16 protein-coding genes are annotated in these 17,458 nt (G+C 72.7%); 1 reads left to right on the top strand and 15 read right to left on the bottom strand.

The annotated features are described in order from the left end of the window. Positions 1-47: 47 nt before the first annotated feature. The 11 genes from FLW16_RS28225 to FLW16_RS28175 all read right to left on the bottom strand — a co-directional run bounded on the left by FLW16_RS28225 (position 48) and on the right by FLW16_RS28175 (position 12,617). Complete coding sequence (locus FLW16_RS28225) at positions 48-512, bottom strand: VOC family protein (RefSeq protein WP_142563169.1); 465 nt, start codon at positions 510-512, stop codon at positions 48-50. Further along, positions 509-1,804, bottom strand: coding sequence for an ABC transporter permease (locus FLW16_RS28220; RefSeq protein ID WP_142563168.1), 1,296 nt, complete (start codon positions 1,802-1,804; stop codon positions 509-511). The genes FLW16_RS28225 and FLW16_RS28220 overlap by 4 nt, the downstream gene beginning before the upstream one ends. Continuing rightward, positions 1,794-3,305 carry a sugar ABC transporter ATP-binding protein gene (locus FLW16_RS28215; RefSeq protein WP_142563167.1) on the bottom strand — a complete coding sequence of 504 codons (1,512 nt, stop codon included), beginning with the start codon at positions 3,303-3,305 and terminating at the stop codon, positions 1,794-1,796. The genes FLW16_RS28220 and FLW16_RS28215 overlap by 11 nt, the downstream gene beginning before the upstream one ends. After that, entirely contained in the window at positions 3,299-4,282 is a 984-nt protein-coding gene (locus tag FLW16_RS28210) for a sugar ABC transporter substrate-binding protein (RefSeq protein WP_142563166.1), read from the bottom strand. The genes FLW16_RS28215 and FLW16_RS28210 overlap by 7 nt, the downstream gene beginning before the upstream one ends. 78 nt (positions 4,283-4,360) lie before the next feature. Further along, entirely contained in the window at positions 4,361-5,344 is a 984-nt protein-coding gene (locus FLW16_RS28205) for an alpha-ketoacid dehydrogenase subunit beta (protein ID WP_142563165.1), read from the bottom strand. Next, the gene (locus FLW16_RS28200) at positions 5,337-6,284 is read right to left on the bottom strand and encodes a thiamine pyrophosphate-dependent dehydrogenase E1 component subunit alpha (protein WP_142563164.1); all 948 of its coding nucleotides are present in this window, start codon (positions 6,282-6,284) and stop codon (positions 5,337-5,339) included. The genes FLW16_RS28205 and FLW16_RS28200 overlap by 8 nt, the downstream gene beginning before the upstream one ends. Beyond that, positions 6,281-7,651, bottom strand: a complete 1,371-nt coding sequence (locus FLW16_RS28195; RefSeq protein WP_221891328.1) for a lyase family protein — start codon at positions 7,649-7,651, stop codon at positions 6,281-6,283. Before FLW16_RS28195 ends, FLW16_RS28200 begins: the two co-directional genes overlap by 4 nt. Positions 7,652-7,653: 2 nt before the next feature. Beyond that, positions 7,654-8,412: an SDR family NAD(P)-dependent oxidoreductase gene (locus tag FLW16_RS28190; protein ID WP_142563163.1), complete on the bottom strand. Its 759-nt coding sequence runs from the start codon at positions 8,410-8,412 to the stop codon at positions 7,654-7,656. Between the two features lie 255 nt (positions 8,413-8,667). Beyond that, positions 8,668-9,717, bottom strand: a complete 1,050-nt coding sequence (locus tag FLW16_RS28185) for a serine protease (protein ID WP_142563162.1) — start codon at positions 9,715-9,717, stop codon at positions 8,668-8,670. Between the two features lie 159 nt (positions 9,718-9,876). After that, positions 9,877-11,649 (bottom strand): aldehyde ferredoxin oxidoreductase C-terminal domain-containing protein, encoded by a 1,773-nt coding sequence (locus FLW16_RS28180; RefSeq protein WP_185949622.1) that lies wholly within the window; start codon positions 11,647-11,649, stop codon positions 9,877-9,879. Between the two features lie 83 nt (positions 11,650-11,732). After that, on the bottom strand, positions 11,733-12,617 hold the full coding sequence (locus tag FLW16_RS28175; RefSeq protein ID WP_142563160.1) for a sigma-70 family RNA polymerase sigma factor: 885 nt from the start codon (positions 12,615-12,617) through the stop codon (positions 11,733-11,735). Positions 12,618-12,699: 82 nt separating this feature from the next. Between FLW16_RS28175 and FLW16_RS28170 the strand changes: the two genes are divergently transcribed. Then, positions 12,700-13,122 carry a DoxX family protein gene (locus FLW16_RS28170; protein WP_142563159.1) on the top strand — a complete coding sequence of 141 codons (423 nt, stop codon included), beginning with the start codon at positions 12,700-12,702 and terminating at the stop codon, positions 13,120-13,122. 69 nt (positions 13,123-13,191) lie between these two features. On the opposite strand, the gene panD is transcribed toward FLW16_RS28170, so the two are convergent. From panD to FLW16_RS44655, 4 genes are all read right to left on the bottom strand, one after another. Continuing rightward, the gene (panD, locus tag FLW16_RS28165) at positions 13,192-13,617 is read right to left on the bottom strand and encodes an aspartate 1-decarboxylase (protein WP_142563158.1); all 426 of its coding nucleotides are present in this window, start codon (positions 13,615-13,617) and stop codon (positions 13,192-13,194) included. Positions 13,618-13,770: 153 nt separating this feature from the next. Next, on the bottom strand, positions 13,771-14,349 hold the full coding sequence (locus tag FLW16_RS28160) for a sarcosine oxidase subunit gamma (protein WP_142563157.1): 579 nt from the start codon (positions 14,347-14,349) through the stop codon (positions 13,771-13,773). Beyond that, positions 14,342-17,167: a 2Fe-2S iron-sulfur cluster-binding protein gene (locus tag FLW16_RS28155; RefSeq protein WP_221891327.1), complete on the bottom strand. Its 2,826-nt coding sequence runs from the start codon at positions 17,165-17,167 to the stop codon at positions 14,342-14,344. The genes FLW16_RS28160 and FLW16_RS28155 overlap by 8 nt, the downstream gene beginning before the upstream one ends. Further along, positions 17,164-17,442 (bottom strand): sarcosine oxidase subunit delta, encoded by a 279-nt coding sequence (locus FLW16_RS44655; RefSeq protein ID WP_220506537.1) that lies wholly within the window; start codon positions 17,440-17,442, stop codon positions 17,164-17,166. Before FLW16_RS44655 ends, FLW16_RS28155 begins: the two co-directional genes overlap by 4 nt. Positions 17,443-17,458: the final 16 nt, after the last annotated feature.

Below are 17,458 nucleotides of genomic sequence, written 5' to 3'. Positions count from 1 at the left end.
GCCCTCCTCATGATCAATCGGTTGAGCCTGCACAAGCTAGACGCGGGTCAGCGGCCTGTCAACGGCGGCTGGACCAGCTCCAGCGTGATGTCGTCGGGGTCGAGGAAGTAGCAGGCGTAGCCGCCCGCGTTGATCCCCGCCGTGATGGCGTTGGGCGGCGAGACGAACCGTACCCCGGCCGCCGACAGCCGCGCGTGCTCGGCGAGCGCGTCCTCGACCGTGAGCGCGAGGTGCGCCGCGCCGGGCAGGTGCCGGGACGGGTCGCGTGCCTCCCCCCGCGGCCGTACGTACTCCACCAGCTCCAGGTCGTGGGTGGACACGCCCCGGGGCTGGCCCGGCACGGCAAGCTGGGCGATGCGCAGCACCGCGTCGGGGTAGCCCACGAGCCTGCGGGTGTAGTCGTTGTCCTGGTCCTGCCGGTGCACGAGGGTGAACCCGAGCAGGTCGCGGTAGAAGGCGACGGACCTGTCGAGGTCGGCGACCGTGAACGAGAAGTGCCAGACGCCTCTCATCGCAGCGACTCCTGTCTCTCCGGCTCCACGCCGGACTCCTCGGGCGGTTGCGGTGCGGCTCCCGAGTCGCGCACCCTGCGGACCTGCCGCTGGCGGCCGGCGATCGTGTAGATGGCCGCGGCGACGATGACGACCGTGCCGACGATGACGCCCTGGTAGTTGGCGCCCAGGTTGAGCACGTTGAAGCCGTTGTCGAGCGTGAACAGGATGAGCGCGCCGACGACGGACTTCAGCACGCTGCCGAAACCGCCGAACAGCGAGGTGCCGCCGAGGATGGCCGCGGCGAGCACGGTCAGCTCCGTGCCCTGCAGGCCGGTGGGGTTGATGGCCAGCAGCTTCGCGGCGAACAGCACGCCGACGAAGCCCGAGCCGAGCCCGTTCAGCAGGAACGCGCCGATCCGGTAGCGGTTCACGTTGATGCCGGACAGCCGGGCCGCCTCCGCGTTGCTGCCCACGGCGTACAGGCGGCGGCCGATCACCGTGTAGCGCAGCACGGCCCAGGTGACGCCGGCGATGACGATCAGGTAGTAGGTGGGCTTGCTGAGCCGCAGCTCGAAGCCGAGCACGGGGTCGAGCACGGCCACGACCAGCCCGACCGCCGCGATGACCGCACCCTTGACCGGACCGCCTCCGGAGCGGCGGGCGAGCAGCGCCACCACGGCGCCGACGACCAGCGCCGCCACTCCGAGGATCGCCAGGATGTGCGGCACCGTCCAGTAGCCCGACTGCAGCGCGATCAGCGCGCGCTGCGACTCCGGGTCCTTCGCCGTGATCGTGCGGCCGTCGGTCAGGATCAGCACCAGGCCGCGTACGGCCGTCATCGTGCCCAGCGTCACGATGAACGCGTTGATGCCGACCAGTTGCACGATCAGGCCGTTCACCGCGCCGCAGACGAGCCCGGCGGCCAGCGCGACGGCCAGCGCCAGCGGCAGGCCGAGCGAGCCGACCAGGCTGAGCGCCATCGCCGCGCCGAAGGCGGACACCGACGCGATGGACAGGTCGAAGTTGCCGCTGATCAGCACCACGGTCGTGAACACCGCGAGGATCGCGACCAGCGACGACTGGTCCAGGATGTTGATGACGTTGGTCGGCGACAGGTAGCTCGGCCGCCCCATCTGGCTCGACAGCAGCGTCAGCACGGCCACGATCAGCACGAGGGCGTAGACGACGCCCGCGTTGCCGGGGCGCAGCGCGGCGGCGGCGCGCGCGCCGAGCGTCTTCCCGCGCGCCGCGCCTCCCACGGCGCCTCCCACGGTGCCTCCGCCGGTGCCCTCCGCGCTCTCAGGCGGCATCGTGCGCACCTCCGAATCCGTTGGCCAGCATCAGCAACTCCTCCTCGGATGTCTCGTGCGCCGGTCGCTCCGCGACGACCCGGCCCTCGCGGACGACGAGCACGCGCGTCGCCACCGCGAGGATCTCCTCGAACTCGCTGCTCACCACGAGCACGGCGCCGCCCTCGGCGGCGAACCTGCGGACCAGGTCGAGGATGTCGGCCTTCGCCCCGACGTCGACGCCGGCCGTGGGCTCGTCGAGCATGAACACCCGGGCCCCGCCGTACAGCCACTTGCCGAACACGACCTTCTGCGCGTTGCCGCCGGACAGCTCGGTGACCAGCGCCTCGGGGCCGGGACAGACGATGCCGAGGTCGCGGATGGCCCGCTCGGCACGCTCGGCCTCGGCCGCCTCCCGGGGCAGCGCCCGCGCCGACGACAGCGACGCGAGGTCGGGCAGGGAGATGTTCTTCCAGATGGGGAACGCGCCCACGATCCCCTGCGCGTTGCGGTCCTCGGGGACGAGGGCCATCCCGGCGGCGACCGCCGCCCGGGGACCGCGCCGCACGGGACGGCCGTCCACCAGCACCTCGCCCCGGGCTCGGGAGTCCGCGCCGTACACCGCGTGCAGGATCTCCGACCGGCCGGAGCCGAGCAGGCCCGCGATGCCGACCACCTCGCCGCGGCGCACCTCGAACGACACGTCGCGCACCCCGGCCGGTGAGCTGAGGTTCCGTACGGCGAGGGCCACCGGGGCGTCGGCGGCGACGGGGGCCGGGGCGCGGCGCTCGGCCGCGAGCAGGTCCCGCCCGACGATGGCCTGCACCAGCCGGTCCTCGTCGTAGGCGGCGGTCGGGCCCTCCTCCACCACGGTGCCGTCCCGCAGCACGGTCACCCGGTCGGTGAGCGACAGCACCTCGTCGAGGAAGTGCGACACATAGAGGAAGGCGGTGCCCTGCGCCGACAGCCTGCGCACCACGTCGAACACCACCTGGCGCTCGCCCTCGGCCAGCGAGGCGGTGGGCTCGTCCATGACGACGAGGTTCGCGCCGATGGCGAGCGCCTGCAGGATGGCGACCATCTGCCGCTCGCCGATGGCCAGGCCGGCCACCTCGGCGTCCGGGTCGATCTCGTAGTGCACCCGCTCGAGCAGCCGGTCGAACTCCCGGCGGCGGGCGCGCGGCAGCCGCCACGGTCCGGGGGCGCCGAGGAAGACGTTCTCCAGCACGGTCAGCGTGGGCGCGAGCGGGACGTGCTGCATGATCGTGGCGACGCCGGCCTTCCTGGCCGCGCCGGGGTCGCGCCAGACGACCTTTTCGCCCATCCAGCGGACCGTGCCCGACGTCGGCGCGTGCGCCCCGGCGATGATCTTGATCATCGTGGACTTGCCCGCGCCGTTGGCCCCGACCAGGCCGTGCACGCTGCCGGGGAGGACCGTGAGCCGTGCCCCCCGGAGGGCGACGGTGCCGTTGGGGAACGACTTGCCGACGCCCTCGAGGGACAGCAGCGGGGTGTCTACCATTGCGGCGTGCAGTCGGCGACGTTGTCCTTCGTGATGGCCGGGGTGTCGTACGTCACGAAGGCGGCGTCCTGCTTCTGCTCGCCGGTCAGGTGCTTGTACAGCGTGTCGAGGGCGAGCTTGCCGAGGTCCTCGGGCTTGAAGCAGACGGTGCCGGCGATGTCGCCGGAGGTGACGGCGTCGACGCCGAGCTTGCTGCCGCCGATGCCCACGATCTTCGCGGTGGAGTTGGCCGACTTCACGGCCTTGGCGCAGCCGACCGCCATGTCGTCCGACTCGGCGTAGAACAGCTTGACGTCGGGGTTGGAGGCGAGCATGTTCTGGCAGGCCGACTGGGCCTTGTCCTGCACCCAGTCACCGGGCTGGCGGGCCACGACCTCGAACTTCGCGCCCTTCGCCTCGGCGGCCTTCGGGAAGTCCTGGTAACGCAGCACGACCTCGGCGAAGCCCGCCGCACCCTCGACCACGGCCATCTTGCCGCCCTCGGGAAGGATCTGCGCGGCGATCTCGCCGGCCTTGCCCCCCGCGGCGGGCTCGTCCTGCGTGACGAGCGCGACCAGGCCGGGGTAGACGTCCTTGAGCTGACGGGTCTTGGGATCGCCGACCTGGGACGCGACGGCCACGGTCGGGATGTTCGACGCCTTGAGCTTGTCGGCGAGGCCCTGGGCGACGCCGGAGTCCACGGGCAGCAGCAGCACGCCGTCCGGCTGCTGTGCGATGAGGTCCTGCACGTCGTTGCTCTGCTTGTCCGCCTTGCCCTGGGCGTCCAGCTCGGTGATCTTCACGCCGAGCTTGGCGGCCTCGTCCTTGATGCCCTTGCCGATGGCGGAGGGGAACGGGAAGCTCAGGCCGAGGTTGGAGACACCGATCGTGTATTCCTTCTTCTCCGAGGCGGCCTGGGTGGCGCCGTCGCCGCCGGAGCCGCCGCAGGCCGTCGCGCCGACCGCCAGGGCGGCCGCGACGAAGAGTGCCTTCTTCATTGTTTCTCCTGCTCAGGGGAGGTCAATCGTTTGCTCAATTCAGGTGATGACATGTGATGACGTGCTCGCTCAAGGGCGTCAGCCCTTCACGAGCGCTCGCACCTCCCCCGCGATGCGATCGGCGTCCGGCAGCAGCGCCTGCGCCAGGATCGGCGCGGCCGGCATCCGGACATCGGGCGCCCCCACCCGGACGGGCGGCGCCAGCAGCGGGACGCCCGCCCCGGCGACCCGCGCCACGACCTCGGCCCCGAACCCGCCGGTCACGTTGGCCTCGTGGACCACCGCGAGCCTGCCCGTACGGCCGGCGCTCGCGAGCACGGCCTCGGTGTCGAACGGGTTGAGCCAGGGCGTCTCCAGCACCTCCACCTCGATGCCGTCGGCGGCCAGCGCATCGGCGGCGTCGAGCACCCGCGCGGTCATCGCGCCCCAGGTGACCACCGTGACGTCGGAGCCGTGCCGGCGCACCCGCGCCCCGCCCATGGGCTGGACCAGGCCGCCGACCATCACCTCCTCCTTGGCGCCGAAGTAGAGGGTCCTGTTCTCGATGACGAGAACCGGGTCGTCGCAGTGCACGGCGGTCACGAGCAGGTCGTAGGCGTCCTGCGGCGTGGAGGGCATGCACACCCGCAGCCCGGGGACGTGCAGGAACAGCGCCTCGAGACACTGCGAGTGCTGGGCGCACGCGCCGGGGGCGTTGCCCTGCTGGGTGCGGATCGTCATCGGCGCCGTCAACCGGCCGCCGGAGACGTAGCGGACGTTGGCCGCCTGGTTCACGATCTGGTCGAGCGCCACCAGCGAGAAGTCGGCCCACATGATCTCGACGATCGGGCGGCGGCCCATCATGGCCGCGCCCACAGCGCTGCCCAGGATGGCCGACTCGCTGATCGGCGTGTCGAAGGCCCGGTCGCCGAACTGCTTGCGCAGCCCGCGTGTGACGCCGAACACGCCTCCGGGGAGGCCGACGTCCTCGCCGTACACGAGGGTCTCGGGCAACTCCGCCATGAGGCGGTGCAGCGCGGCGTTGACGGCCTCGCCGTAGTTCAGTTTCCGGGTCTCAGGCATACAGGTGCTCCCTCGCGGTCGCGGGGTCGGCGAACGGCGCGGCCAGCGCCGCCGCGGCGGCGGTCTCGATCTCGGCTCTCGCACGGGCCTCGACCGCGTCGATCTCGGCGGCCGGCACCCCGTCGGCGAGCAGGCCCGCGCGCAGCCGGGCGATCGGCTCCCGTGCCGTGATCCGGTCCATCTCGCCCGGCTTGCGGTAGTTCTCCGCGTCGCCGATGTAGTGGCCGACGATGCGCTCGGTCATGCACTCCAGCAGCGTCGGGCCGCCGTTCTCCTTGGCGACCTCCAGGGCGTCGCGCACGTGGAAGCGGACGGCCTCCACGTCGTTGCCGTCGATGCGGTAGCCCGGCATGCCGTACGCCGCCGCGCGGTCGGCGAGCCTGCTCGTGCGGACCATGTCGGCGATCGGGGTCAGCTCGGAGTAGCGATTGTTCTCGCAGACGAAGACCACGGGCAGGGAGAAGGCGGCGGCGAAGTTTATCGCCTCGTGCACCGCGCCCTGGTTCATCGCGCCGTCGCCGAACACGGTGACCGCGGCCCGGTTGGAGCCGTCGTAGCGGCCGGCCAGCGCCGCGCCGCAGGCGATCGGGGCGCCCGCGCCGACGATCGAGTTCTCCCCGTGGAAGCCGTACTCCGCGGCGGTGAAGTAGGCCGATCCTCCTCTGCCGCCGTTGACGCCGGTCTCCCGGCCGAGCAGCTCGGCGAACATCCGCTCGGCGGGGACGCCCCTGGCGAGGGCCCAGCCGTGTCCCCGGTAGGTCGCGAACAGCGCGTCCTCGGGCTCCAGCACGTCGCAGGCGCCGACAGGGATCGCCTCCTGCCCGATGCACAGGTGGACGGACCCGACGATCGGCCCCGCAAGGCGCAGCTCCCGCACCTTTTCCTCGAAGGCGCGCACGCGCCACATCGCCAGCAGATCCGCAAGCCGTCGCTCGCTCATTCGCCGGACTCCTCGTTGTCGTGGTCCATGGTCGCCTCGCCGCGCCATCCCGCGAGCGCGGCCACGCAGACCGCCTCGGCGTCGCCGACATACGACTCGGGGGGCAGCGGCAGCGCGCCGAGCGTGGCCAGGTCGTCGGGACCGGCCACCTCGCGCAGCGTGTCGGCCAGCGCGCCGCGCCGGGCCCGCGCCTCGTGCGCCGCCTGGTAGACGAGGTCGTGCGCCCGCTCCCGGCCGAGCGCCGGGGCCAGGCGCATCATGTACGCCTCCGCCATGATGAGCCCGCCCTCCGCGTCGAGGTTGGCCCGCATGGCGTCGGGGAAGACACGCAGCCCCTCGGCCACCTCGGCGGCCGTGGCGAGCGCGCCGGCGGCCAGCTCGGCCAGCAGCGGGACGGCGTACCACTCGATCTGCCACTCGCCCGCGGCCCGCTCGTGGCCGGCCTCCATCGCCCGGAACAGGGCCGAGCTGAGCGCACCGGCAGTGGCCGACATGCCGATGACGGCCTCGCAGCCGATCGGGTTGGCCTTCTGCGGCATCGTCGACGAAGCGCCGCGGTGGTGCCCGCCCGCCTCGCGCACCTCGCCGACCTCGGTGCGGGACAGGTCCACCACCTCGCGGGCGAACCGGGCGGCGGTGGCCGCCACGCTCGCGCACGCGACGCCGAACTCGGCGATGCCGTCACGGGCCACGTGCCAGGGCACGTCGGCGGCCGCGAGGCCGAGCCGTACGGCCATGCCCTTCCTGACCTGGGCCGCCTGCTCGCCCATGGCGGCGGAGGTGCCTCCGGCGCCGAAGAGCGAGACGACGCGGACCCGGCGCCCGGCCGCCCTCACCCGCTCACGCTGACGGGTGAGCTCCGCCAGCAGCACCGCGAGCTTCGCCCCGAACGTCGTGGGCACGGCCTGCTGGGCGTGGGTGCGGGCGGCGATCACGGTGCCCGCGTGCACCTCGACCATCCGGGCGAGAGTGTCCCCGAACGCGCCGAGCAGCGCGGCGAGCCGGTCCAGAGCCTCGCCCATCTGCAGCGCCACGCCGCTGTCCATGATGTCCTGGGTGGTCGCGCCGTAGTGGACGCGGCCGTTCGGCCCCTCGGGCAGCGCCGCGGCGATCATGCGGACCAGCGGCAGGATCGGGTAGCCGACGTTCACCGCCTCCCGCCACAGGCGCTCGACGTCGACGTTGTCCAGCACGCAGGCGCCGGTGATGGCCTCGGCGTCGGCGGCGGTGATCACGCCCGCGTCGGCCTGCGCCTGCGCGAGGGCGGCCTCGACCCGCAGCCAGGCGAGCACGGTCCGCTCGGCCGAGAAGATCGTCGCCATCCCGGCGTCGCCGAACAGCTCCGGCAGGAGCTTGAAGGTCTGCATGGTCAGTCCATCTCCAGTCCGCCGTCGACGTTGAGCGCCTGGCCGGTGACGAACGAGGCGAGGTCGCTGACCAGGAACAGCACCGCCGCGGCGATCTCCTCGGGCCGGCCGGGCCGCCCCAGCGGCGACCGGTCGCTCACCTCCTGGAGATACCGGGCGCCGGCGTCGGGGCCGAAGCGCTCGTCGCGGTCGGCCATGATCTCGTCCCACATGCGGGTGAGGATGACCCCGGGGCAGACCGCGTTGACGCGCACCGGGGCGAGCGCGAGCGCCGCCGACTTCGTCAGCGACAGCAGGGCCGTCTTGGTGGCCGAGTAGTGCGCCGCGTTCGGCCGTCCCGACCGGGCGGCGACCGAGGCCAGGGTGACGATCGACCCGCTCCCCTGCTCCACCATGCGCCGCCCGGCCGCCTGGGTGAGCCAGAACGTGCCGTTCAGGTTGACGTCGACGATCCTGCGCCACTCGTCCGCCTCGACGTCGAGCAGCGGGGTCGTCCGCATGATGCCGGCACAGTTCACCAGGACGTCGATGCGGTCGAGGCCGTCCACCAGCGCCCTGGCCTGGCCGGCGTCGGCGATGTCGGCCGCGCGTGCCTCCGCCCCGACGGCGGCCGCGGCCTCGGCCAGCCGCGGCCCCTCCAGGTCGGACAGCACGACGCTCGCGCCGGCGTCGGCGAGCGCCCGGGCGCATGCGACGCCGAGCCCTCCCGCTCCCCCGGTCACGAGCGCCGTGCGCCCGCTCAGGTCGATAGTGACTGCCATCCCCGATGGTCTCCCTTGGTTCTGTGTCCCGGTCGCGTCCCGGTGGCCGTGCGGCGGGATCGGGGCGGGCCTCGTACGCCGCCCGTCCGCCGCGCTCGTCAAACGATTGACCAGACCATAGCAGCGGCCTCACAAACCGGACAAGAGGTTGGTCAATCGTTTTTCTTGCGTGATTAACGGGAGTGTCACGAATGAAAAGGCCCCCGTCGCACCCAGGATGGGCAGGCGCGGCGGGGGCGGGTACTGGCCGGTCGGCTACGCGATCGAGCCGGTCTGGAGCGCGGTGCTCTCGGAGTAGACCCTGTACATCTCGCCGTCGAAGTACGGGGAAACGCTGGCGTCGTAGCGGTTGTCGCCGTCGGTGTCGGAGACGCTGATCGTGATGCCGGCGAGGTAACCGGTGCGGGTGTCGTCGCTGTACCGGTACAGCCACGAGGAGCCGAGTGAGCCCTCACCGGTGAACGGGGAGTCGACGCCGACGGGCTGGTCGGCGGGGAGGTCGAGGAGCCCCACGGCGAATGTCGACCCGGTGGACCGTTCGAGGGTCTGGCCGGTGTAGGGCCGGGTTCCGTCGGGGTTGGGACCGGCCGGGTAGCCGAAGACGTCGACCGAGGAGGCCGTCGGCTGGTTGTAGGCGAGGCCCTGCCCGCCGACGTTGTCGCCCAGCCGCCCGCTGTCGGTCAGCACGCCGGAGGACGACGAGACGACGCCGTTGAACACGGTCACGAAAGCGGCGTCGCGGTCGTAGTCCCGGTACACGTCGAAGTCGAAATGGGTGGCGGCCTGCCTTCCGACGTACAGGACCTCCGGGGTCTTGCCGCCCGAGTAGCCGGGCACGAAGACCCACTTGCCGAGCCCGCCGAGCGTGCCGGCGGCACCCTCGGTGTCGAACGCGCAGTGACCGGCCGTGGCGACGAGGTTGCGGTAGGCCGACACCACAGCGGTACCCGTGCACCAGTGCGGCTGACCGTCGGCGCCGACGAAGAACACCTTGCCCGAGGTCACGGGCGTTTTCACCTTCTTCACGAGCACGTCCTGGGACGGCGCGACCAGGCCGGGCTTGCCGTCCGGAACGACGCCGGCGGAGGTGCGTTCCCCATGGACCACGGTCTGCACGGCGTACGGCGTGGCGCTCTTCAGGTTCGCGCCCGCGTCGGCGAGCCAGAACGCCGCGACCTGCTGAGCGTCCGGCACGGTGGAGGCCAGAGGGGCCATCACGGCGCTCGCGGCCTGAGCCGGAGCGGAGACGACGGCGGATCCCAGCAGACCCACGCCGATGCCTAACGCGGCCAGTGCGCGCCTCATGGTCGATCTCCCATCAATCACGGGGTCCGTCGAGGGCCCCATCGGCACAAGCAACGGCCAGCTGATCAGCGCGGCCGACAAGACGGAAGATCATAACGCTGCCCCTAAATCCTGTGAAGAAAATTTCCGACCATACCGTCCGATGTCGGCGATTTTCAGTCAGGCGCGCCAGCCGAGTTCGGCGTGGAAGGCGTCGAGCGCCCGCGCGAAGTCCTCGCGGGCCAGCCGCGCCCCGGCGTACGGCCCGGCCGTGACCGGCTCGTCGTGGAACCGGGCCGGCAGCTCGTCGGGCCCGCCGCCCTCGCGCAGCGCGTACGCACGCATCAGGTCGAGCCGCGCGGCGCCCGCCGCGAGCAGGTCGTCCAGCGTGCACCCGGCCCCGGAGACGGCCGTGACCAGCGCCGTCAGGTGGTCGAGCGTCAAGGGCCTGGTCGGCGACGAGGCGAACAGGCAGATGTTCCACGCGTCGAGGGCGCTCCACAGGCGCAGCAGGCGCGCCGTGCGCCGCCCGCGTCCGGCGTCGAGCAGGCCGACCGGAGCGGGCTCGGCGCCGATCCGCGCCGCCTCGGGCAGGCAGTAGGCGAGCGCGCCTCCGGGTTCGAAGTCCAGGTCGTGCTCCAGCGCGTCGTAGCGCGGCCCGCCCGGCGCGGCGGCGTAACCAAGCCCGAGGCCCGGCTGCACCCGCGGGTCGAAACACGGCACCTCGGCGCCCTTCACGGTCATCGCGTACGGCTCGGCCCCGAGTTTGCCCGCCGCTCGGGCCGAGCCCTCGGCGAGCAGGTCGCCGAGCGCTCCGCTCCTGGTCGCGACGTCGCGGGCGAGCGCCGTCACCGCCGCCGCGTCGCCGAAGGAGGGCCCTTCCGTGAGCAGGCCGCGGGCCGCGCACTCCATCGCGAAGGCGGCCGTGCCGCCGAAGGAGACCTGGTCGAGGCCGAGGTCGTTGCACAGGGCGTTCAGCGCGAGCACCGCGCCGGTATCGTCGACGCCGAGGTTCCAGCCCAGGGACGCGAACGCCTCCTGGCCGAGCCCTCCCGTTCTGCTCTCCGGCACGCCGAGCGGCGCGTACGTCTTGAGGCAGTCGGTCGGGCAGCCGGGGCAGCACCCGCTCGTGGCCACCGCGAGCCCGTCGTAGTCGGCCGGGGACGGAACCCGCAGCCCGCCGTCGCCGGTGTGGGAGAAGTTCCGCACGCTCAGGTAGCCGGGCGCGGGCGGCTCCCCCGTCCAGGCGCCGAACCCCGGACCGGCGTGCTGCCAGGCCGCGAGCGCGTTGCGGGGCATCGCGGCGCGGTAGAAGGCCTCGATCTCCGCCAGGGCGCGCGGGTCGGCCACGGCGGCCGGGGCGTCCCCCACGCAGACGATCGCCTTGAGGTTCTTTGCGCCCAGCACCGCGCCGAGGCCGTACCGGGCCGCGGGGTAGGCGTAGTCGGTCACCACGCTCGCGTAGCGGACCAGCCTCTCCCCCGCCGGCCCGATGGCGGCGACGTGCGCGCCCTCGCCGTGCCGCGCGCGCAGCGCGTCCGTGGTGGCGGCGGTGCCGAGGCCACCCAGTTCCTCGGCCGGGTGGACGCTGATCCGGCCGTCCTCGACCAGCAGGTATGACAGCCGCTGCGCCCGGCCGGTGATCGCCAGCGCCTTGGCGCCCGCGCCGCGGATCCCGGCCGCGAACGGCCCGAGCGCGTGGGCCTCCCCCGCCACCCCGGTCAGCGGCGACTTGGCCAGGAACACCGCCTTCGCGAGCCCCGGCGCGGCCACCCCGCCGAGGATCCCGGCCGCGACGTACAGCAGGGCCCGGGGATCGTACGGGTCGAGCCCGGCGGGGGTGCGCTCGGTCAGCAGCCGCAGGCCGAGGATCGACCCGCCGAAGTGGCCGGTCTCGGCGGACCGGTCCTCCCGCTCGACGGACCCGTCGGTGAGATCGACGACGAAGGGCACGAGTGACACTCCTCACAAATAGGGCGATTGTGGCGGATAACCTACTCGCCCTCATCGCGGAGCATCAGCCCCGGCCATGGCGGTCAACGGTCGAGAGCCGCCAGGTCGACGTGCCGAAGGAGTTCGAGGTCGGAGATCATTTCGATTTCGGCGACCTTGTCCTCCTTGAAGGTGAAGCCGAGTGCCCCGACAAGTCGTCCTTGCGGGACGATGGCGAGACCCACGGCTCCGTTCACCACTGCGAGCCGTACGAACCGGGCACCCCGCGAGAAGGTGAGCGCGTGGGCGCCGACAGCCCGCGCGCCTCGCATCAGCGCCGGGGCGCCGGGAGGGAACCCGGCGCCGCTGTCCCGGAGCAGGACATCGGGGTCGAGCACGGCGAGGAGCCCGTCGAAGTCGCCTTCTCGGAGCGCGGCGAGGAAGGCCACAACGACCCGGCGCTGGCGGGCGAGATCGACCTGCCGAGAGGGTGTCGCGCCTCGGACCCGCCTGCGGGCGCGGCTGGCGAGCTGGCGGGTGGCTGCGGGAGAGCGTTCCAGGATGGGAGCGATCTCGTCGAAGGGCACGGCGAAGATGTCGTGCAGGACGAAGGCGAGCCGCTCGGCGGGAGAGAGCCTGTCGAGCACGACCATCAGTGCGGGACCGACCGCGTCGGCGAGCAGGGCTTCGGCTTCGGGATCGCTGACGTCGCAGCCGTCGGCGGACGACTCGATCGCGATGTCGCTCAGGGGCTCCTCACGGTGACATCGGCGGGTGCGCAGCATTTTGAGGCACTCCCGGGCGACGACGGTGGTGAGCCACCCGGCGAGGTTGTCCACATCGGTGGTGTCGGCGCCGCTGAGACGTAGCCATGCGTTCTGCACCGCGTCGTCCGCCTCTGTGAACGAGCCGAGCATCCGGTAGGCGACCGCACGCAGATGGGGCCGTTGCTGCTCGAAGCGCGTCGCCAGCCAGTCGGCGTGATCCATTCGTCACATCCTTCCGCCCCGGGGGTTCGTAGTGATGAACCGGCGCTCCGCCGGGATGTGACAGGAACGGAAGGAGTATCCCATGGCACCGATTTCAGTCATCGCCCGGCGCTGCGGGCCCGGGCGTTTGAGATCGGCCGGCTACTGGCTGGCAACCGCGGCGGTGGCGGCCGAACTGGGAGTCGGCGGCGTCTGGGACATCGTGCGGCTTCCATACGTCCATGCCCTGGTGACGCACCTGGGCTATCCGGACTACTTCCTGGTGCTGCTGGGGACCTGGAAGGTGCTCGGCGCGCTCGCCCTGCTCATTCCGCGTCGCGTGTTGCTCAAGGAATGGGCTTACGCGGGCGCCTTCTTCACCTATACGGGGGCCGTCGCCTCCCACCTGGTCACCGGCTACGACCTCGGCGAGGTGGGGCTGCTGGCCGTCTTGACCGCACTGACCGCGGTGTCCTGGGCGCTACGGCCCTCCAGCCGCCGCGCACACCACCTCACTGCGCGGTGACAAGCCGAGTCCGCGAGCGGCGCCCCGTCCTCACATGCGGGCCGGCTTGCCTGGGCGGCGACGGGTGGGTCAGGACGTGGCGGGTGGGGTGAGGTCGCCGGGGGTCAGGCCCATGCCGTCGGGTACGGCGGCGGGGTCGGAGCCCACGTGCAGCGGCTTGTTGTCCTTGTCGACGAAGACGACGCGCGGCTTGAGCGCCTTGACCTCCTCCTCGGCGACCAGCGCGTACGCGATGATGATCACGAGGTCGCCGACCGAGATGAGACGGGCGGCGGCGCCGTTGATGCCGATCACCCCGGAGCCCGCCGGACCTTCGATGACGTACGTGGACAGCCGGTTGCCGTTGTCGATGTCGACGATGTCGACCTTCTCACCCTCGACGAGGTCGGCCTCGGCCATCAGGTCCGCGTCGATCGTCACCGAGCCGACGTAGTGCAGATCGGCCTGCGTGACGGTGGCGCGGTGGATCTTCGACTTCATCAGCGTGCGGAACATGATCTCCCACCCGGGGTATGGACGGCCCTCCTCACGAGCGTCCTCGATGGTATGTCACGCCCCGGAATACCCGGCCGTCAGCCTTGCACGACGGCGCGCATCGGCCCGGCGAGGTGCGAACCCGACGGGCCGATGCGGATCGTGAGCAGTCGCCTAGCCGCCGGCCACGTACTCGACGGACGCGTCGAGCAGCCACTCCGCGACGTACGCCGCGAAGGACGAGCGGACCAGCAGGCGGAAGCCGTCCTCACCGGCGACCAGGACGACTCCCGCCCTGGCCAGCATCGTCTGGGCGCACCGGCCAGGGCCGAACACGCGGGGGTGCAGGTCCAGCGCGCAGCCATGGGCCAGCACGTCCCGCGCCCGGTCTCCGGCGACCACCAGGGTGGTGCGCTGCGCCGACACGTCGACGATCGAGACGTGCTCGCCGTCCGCCGCCTCGGTGAGACGCTCCAGCAGCCCGGGGGCGGCACCGTCGGGGCCCGTCACCAGCCACTCGTCGGGCCCCAGCCACAGCACGGTCAGGTCGCCGCCGCTCACGGCGGTGCCGGGCTCCAGCGGCAGCCGCACGCCGATCGCGGTGCCGATCCGCTCCGCCGCCGGGCTCTTGGGATCGACCCGGACGTTCACGTGGGTCAGGAAGGGGATCTCGGCCAGGCGCAGGCCGCCGCCCGCGCTCGCCGCCTCGAACCTGGCCGCGTACGCCGCGGCCGGACTCCTGCGCTCAGCCATCGCGGCGTGCTCCTTCCGGGTCGTACAGGACGTGGGAGGTCACGGTCACGGGCACCAGGTCGTCCCCGACCGGGGCGTACAACCGCTCGCCGACCCGTTCGCGCCCGCCGCTCACCAGCGCGAGCGCGAACGTACGGCCCAGCGCGGCGCTGCGGTAGCTGGAGGTGACGAACCCGAGCGTCGGCACCGGCGACTCGGGCAGCGCCGAGGTCTCCACGAGGTGGGCGCCCTCGGGCAGCAGCACGCCGGGGGCCTCGGGCAGCAGGCCGACCAGGTGTTTGCGGTCGGACCGGGAGGTGTCCGCCCGGGCGAAGGACCGCTTGCCGACGAAGTCGGCCTTCTTCTTCGACACGATCCACTCCATGCCGAGGTCCTGCGGGGTGACCGTGCCGTCGGTGTCCTGGCCGACGATCGGGAACCCCTTTTCGGCGCGCAGCACGTGCATGGTCTCGGTGCCGTACGGCGTGACCTCGCCGGACGCCATGACCGCCTCCCACAGGGCGAGCCCGAACCAGGAGGACACGTTGATCTCGTAGGCCAGCTCGCCGGAGAAGCTGATCCGGCAGACCCGCGCCTCGATCCCGGCCACCTCGGCGTCCCGCCACGTCATGAACGGGAAGCTGTCGTTGTCCACCGCGAGGCCGGGCGCGAGCCGCGCCAGCACCTCGCGGGAACGCGGCCCGACGAGCGCCACGGTCGCCCACTGCTCGGTGACCGAGGTGCAGCAGACCCGCAGGTCCGGCCACTCGGTCTGCAGCCACTCCTCCATCCAGTCGAGCACCGCCGCCGCGTTGCCGGTGGTCGTGGTGACGAGGAAGCGGTCGTCCGCCAGGCGGATGACGGTGCCGTCGTCGAAGACCATGCCGTCGGGGCGGCACATCACGCCGTAGCGGATGGAGCCGACCTTGAGCGTGCTCATCATGTTCGTGTAGAGCCGGTCGAGGAACACGCCCGCGTCGGGTCCGACCACGTCGATCTTCCCGAGCGTGGAGGCGTCCATCGCGGCCACGTCCTCGCGTGCCGCCCGGCACTCGCGCAGCACGGCGGCCTCCATGTCCTCACCCGGCTGCGCGTAGTACCAGGGCCGCTTCCACTGTCCGACGTTCTCGAACAGCGCCCCGCGCGCCACGTGCCACTCGTGCATGGCGGTGACGCGCACCGGGTCGTGCAGCGGCCCCCGGTCGCGGCCCGCCAGCGCGGCGAACGAGACCGGCGTGTACGGCGCGCGGAACGTCGTGGTCCCCAGTTCGGCGACGTCGACGCCGAGCGCGTGCGCCACGACGCCGCCGGTCAGCAGCCCGGACGTCTTGCCCTGGTCGTGGGCCGTGCCGGCGGTGGTGTAGCGCTTGACGTGCTCCACCGAGGTGAGCCCCGCGCCGGTCGCGCGCAGGACCTCCGCCACGGTGACGTCCCGCTGCAGGTCCACGAAGTGCGTGCCGTAATCGTCAGCCTCGACGAGCCACAGGTGCTCGGCGGGCGCGGCGGCGGGCTCCTCCCCGGCAGTCGGCACATCGATCTCGGACAGTGCGGTGAAACCGGCGGCGGCCAGCGCGCGGCGGCCCGCCTCGGCGCCGTCCTCCAGGCAGGCCCGCAGCGTGCGGACCCCCTTGGCGAACCCGGCTGCCTCCACCGCCTGACGGGTCTCGCCGGGCGTGAACGCGCCCAGCTCCTCGTCGTGCCGCAGCGTGCCCCCGGCCTGGCTGAACAGGTGCACCACCGGCGTCCAGCCGCCCGACACGAGCAGCAGGTCGGCGGGAATCTCCCGCACGCCGCCACCCGCACGCGCAGTGATCTCGACCGAGGAGACCTCGCCCTCGCCCTTCGCCGCGGTGACCACGTGGCCGGTCAGGACCTCGATGCCGCGCTCGGCGCAGCGGGCGGCCCACGCCTCGCCGGGTGCCTGCCTCACGTCGGCGATCGCGGCGATCTCGACGCCGGCGCCGGCGAGGTCGAGCGCCGCGGCGTACGCGCTGTCGTTGGTGGTGAACACGACCGCCCGGCGCCCGGGCAGGACGCGGTAGTGGTTCGCGTACGTGCGGGCCGCGCCGGCCAGCATCACGCCGGGCAGGTCGTTTCCAGCGAAGGCGACGAACCGCTCGTGGCCGCCCGTCGCCAGCACCACGCGCCTGGCCCGGATCCGCCAGACGCGCTCGCGCGCCACGCCGGCGGGCGCCTGGGCGCCCAGGTGGTTCGTCCGGCGTTCCACCGCGATGACGTAGTTGTCGTCGTAGTGGCCGAGGACCGTGGTGCGGCGCAGCACGCGCACCTCCGGCAGGGCGGCCAGCGCGGCCACCTCCTCGGCCGCCCATTCACGGCCCGGCCTGCCGTCGAGCGTCTCGGCCGTGCCGAGCAGGCTGCCGCCCGGCTCGGGCCGCTCGTCGGCGAGGATCACCCGCGCGCCGGCCCGCGCGGCCACGCCCGCGGCGGCGATGCCGGCCGGTCCCGCCCCGACCACGAGCACGTCGCAGTGCGCGTGCACGGCGTCGTAGCGGGCCGGGTCGGGCCGGTCGGCCAGCCTGCCCTGTCCCGGCAGGCCCGTGGCGACCAGGCCGTCGTACAGCTCGACGGTCGTCGCCTGGAGCATGGGCTCGGGGAAGGGCTCCTCGATCTGGACGAGCGCGTTCGGCTCCTCGCAGCCCGCGGCGTACACGCCGCGCGGACGGCCGAACCTGATGCTGCTCGCCACCGCGCGCACGCCGTTGGCGAGCAGCGCCGAGGCCAGCGTGTCGCCCTCCAGGCCCTCGTACTCGCGGCCGTCGAACCGGAAGCGCAGCACGCGCCCGCTCGCTCCCTCGCGGCGGTACGGTTGCGGGCTCATGCGGTCACCGGCCGCGGCTCGCCCGCCCGGTAGACGGCGTGGATCTCGTTGGTGGCGGTGTCGCGTACGGCGTTGAACCAGCGGCGGCACCCGGCGGTGTGGCTCCACCGCTCCGCGAACAGGCCCTTGGGGTTGTCGCGGAAGAACAGGTAGCGGGCCCACTCCTCGTCGGAGAGGGCGGCCGGGTCCTCCGGATAGGCGACGTGGGCCTGCCCCCCGTAGTGGAACTCGGCCTCGTCCCGCGGCCCGCACCACGGGCAGGGAATCAGCAGCATTGGCACTCCGAGACAA

The organism is Microbispora sp. KK1-11, from assembly GCF_006874435.1.
GTDB classification, from domain to species: Bacteria; Actinomycetota; Actinomycetes; order Streptosporangiales; family Streptosporangiaceae; genus Microbispora; species Microbispora catharanthi.
Note: the sequence above shows the minus strand (reverse complement) of the source record. Positions and strands in the feature narration are given on the sequence as shown.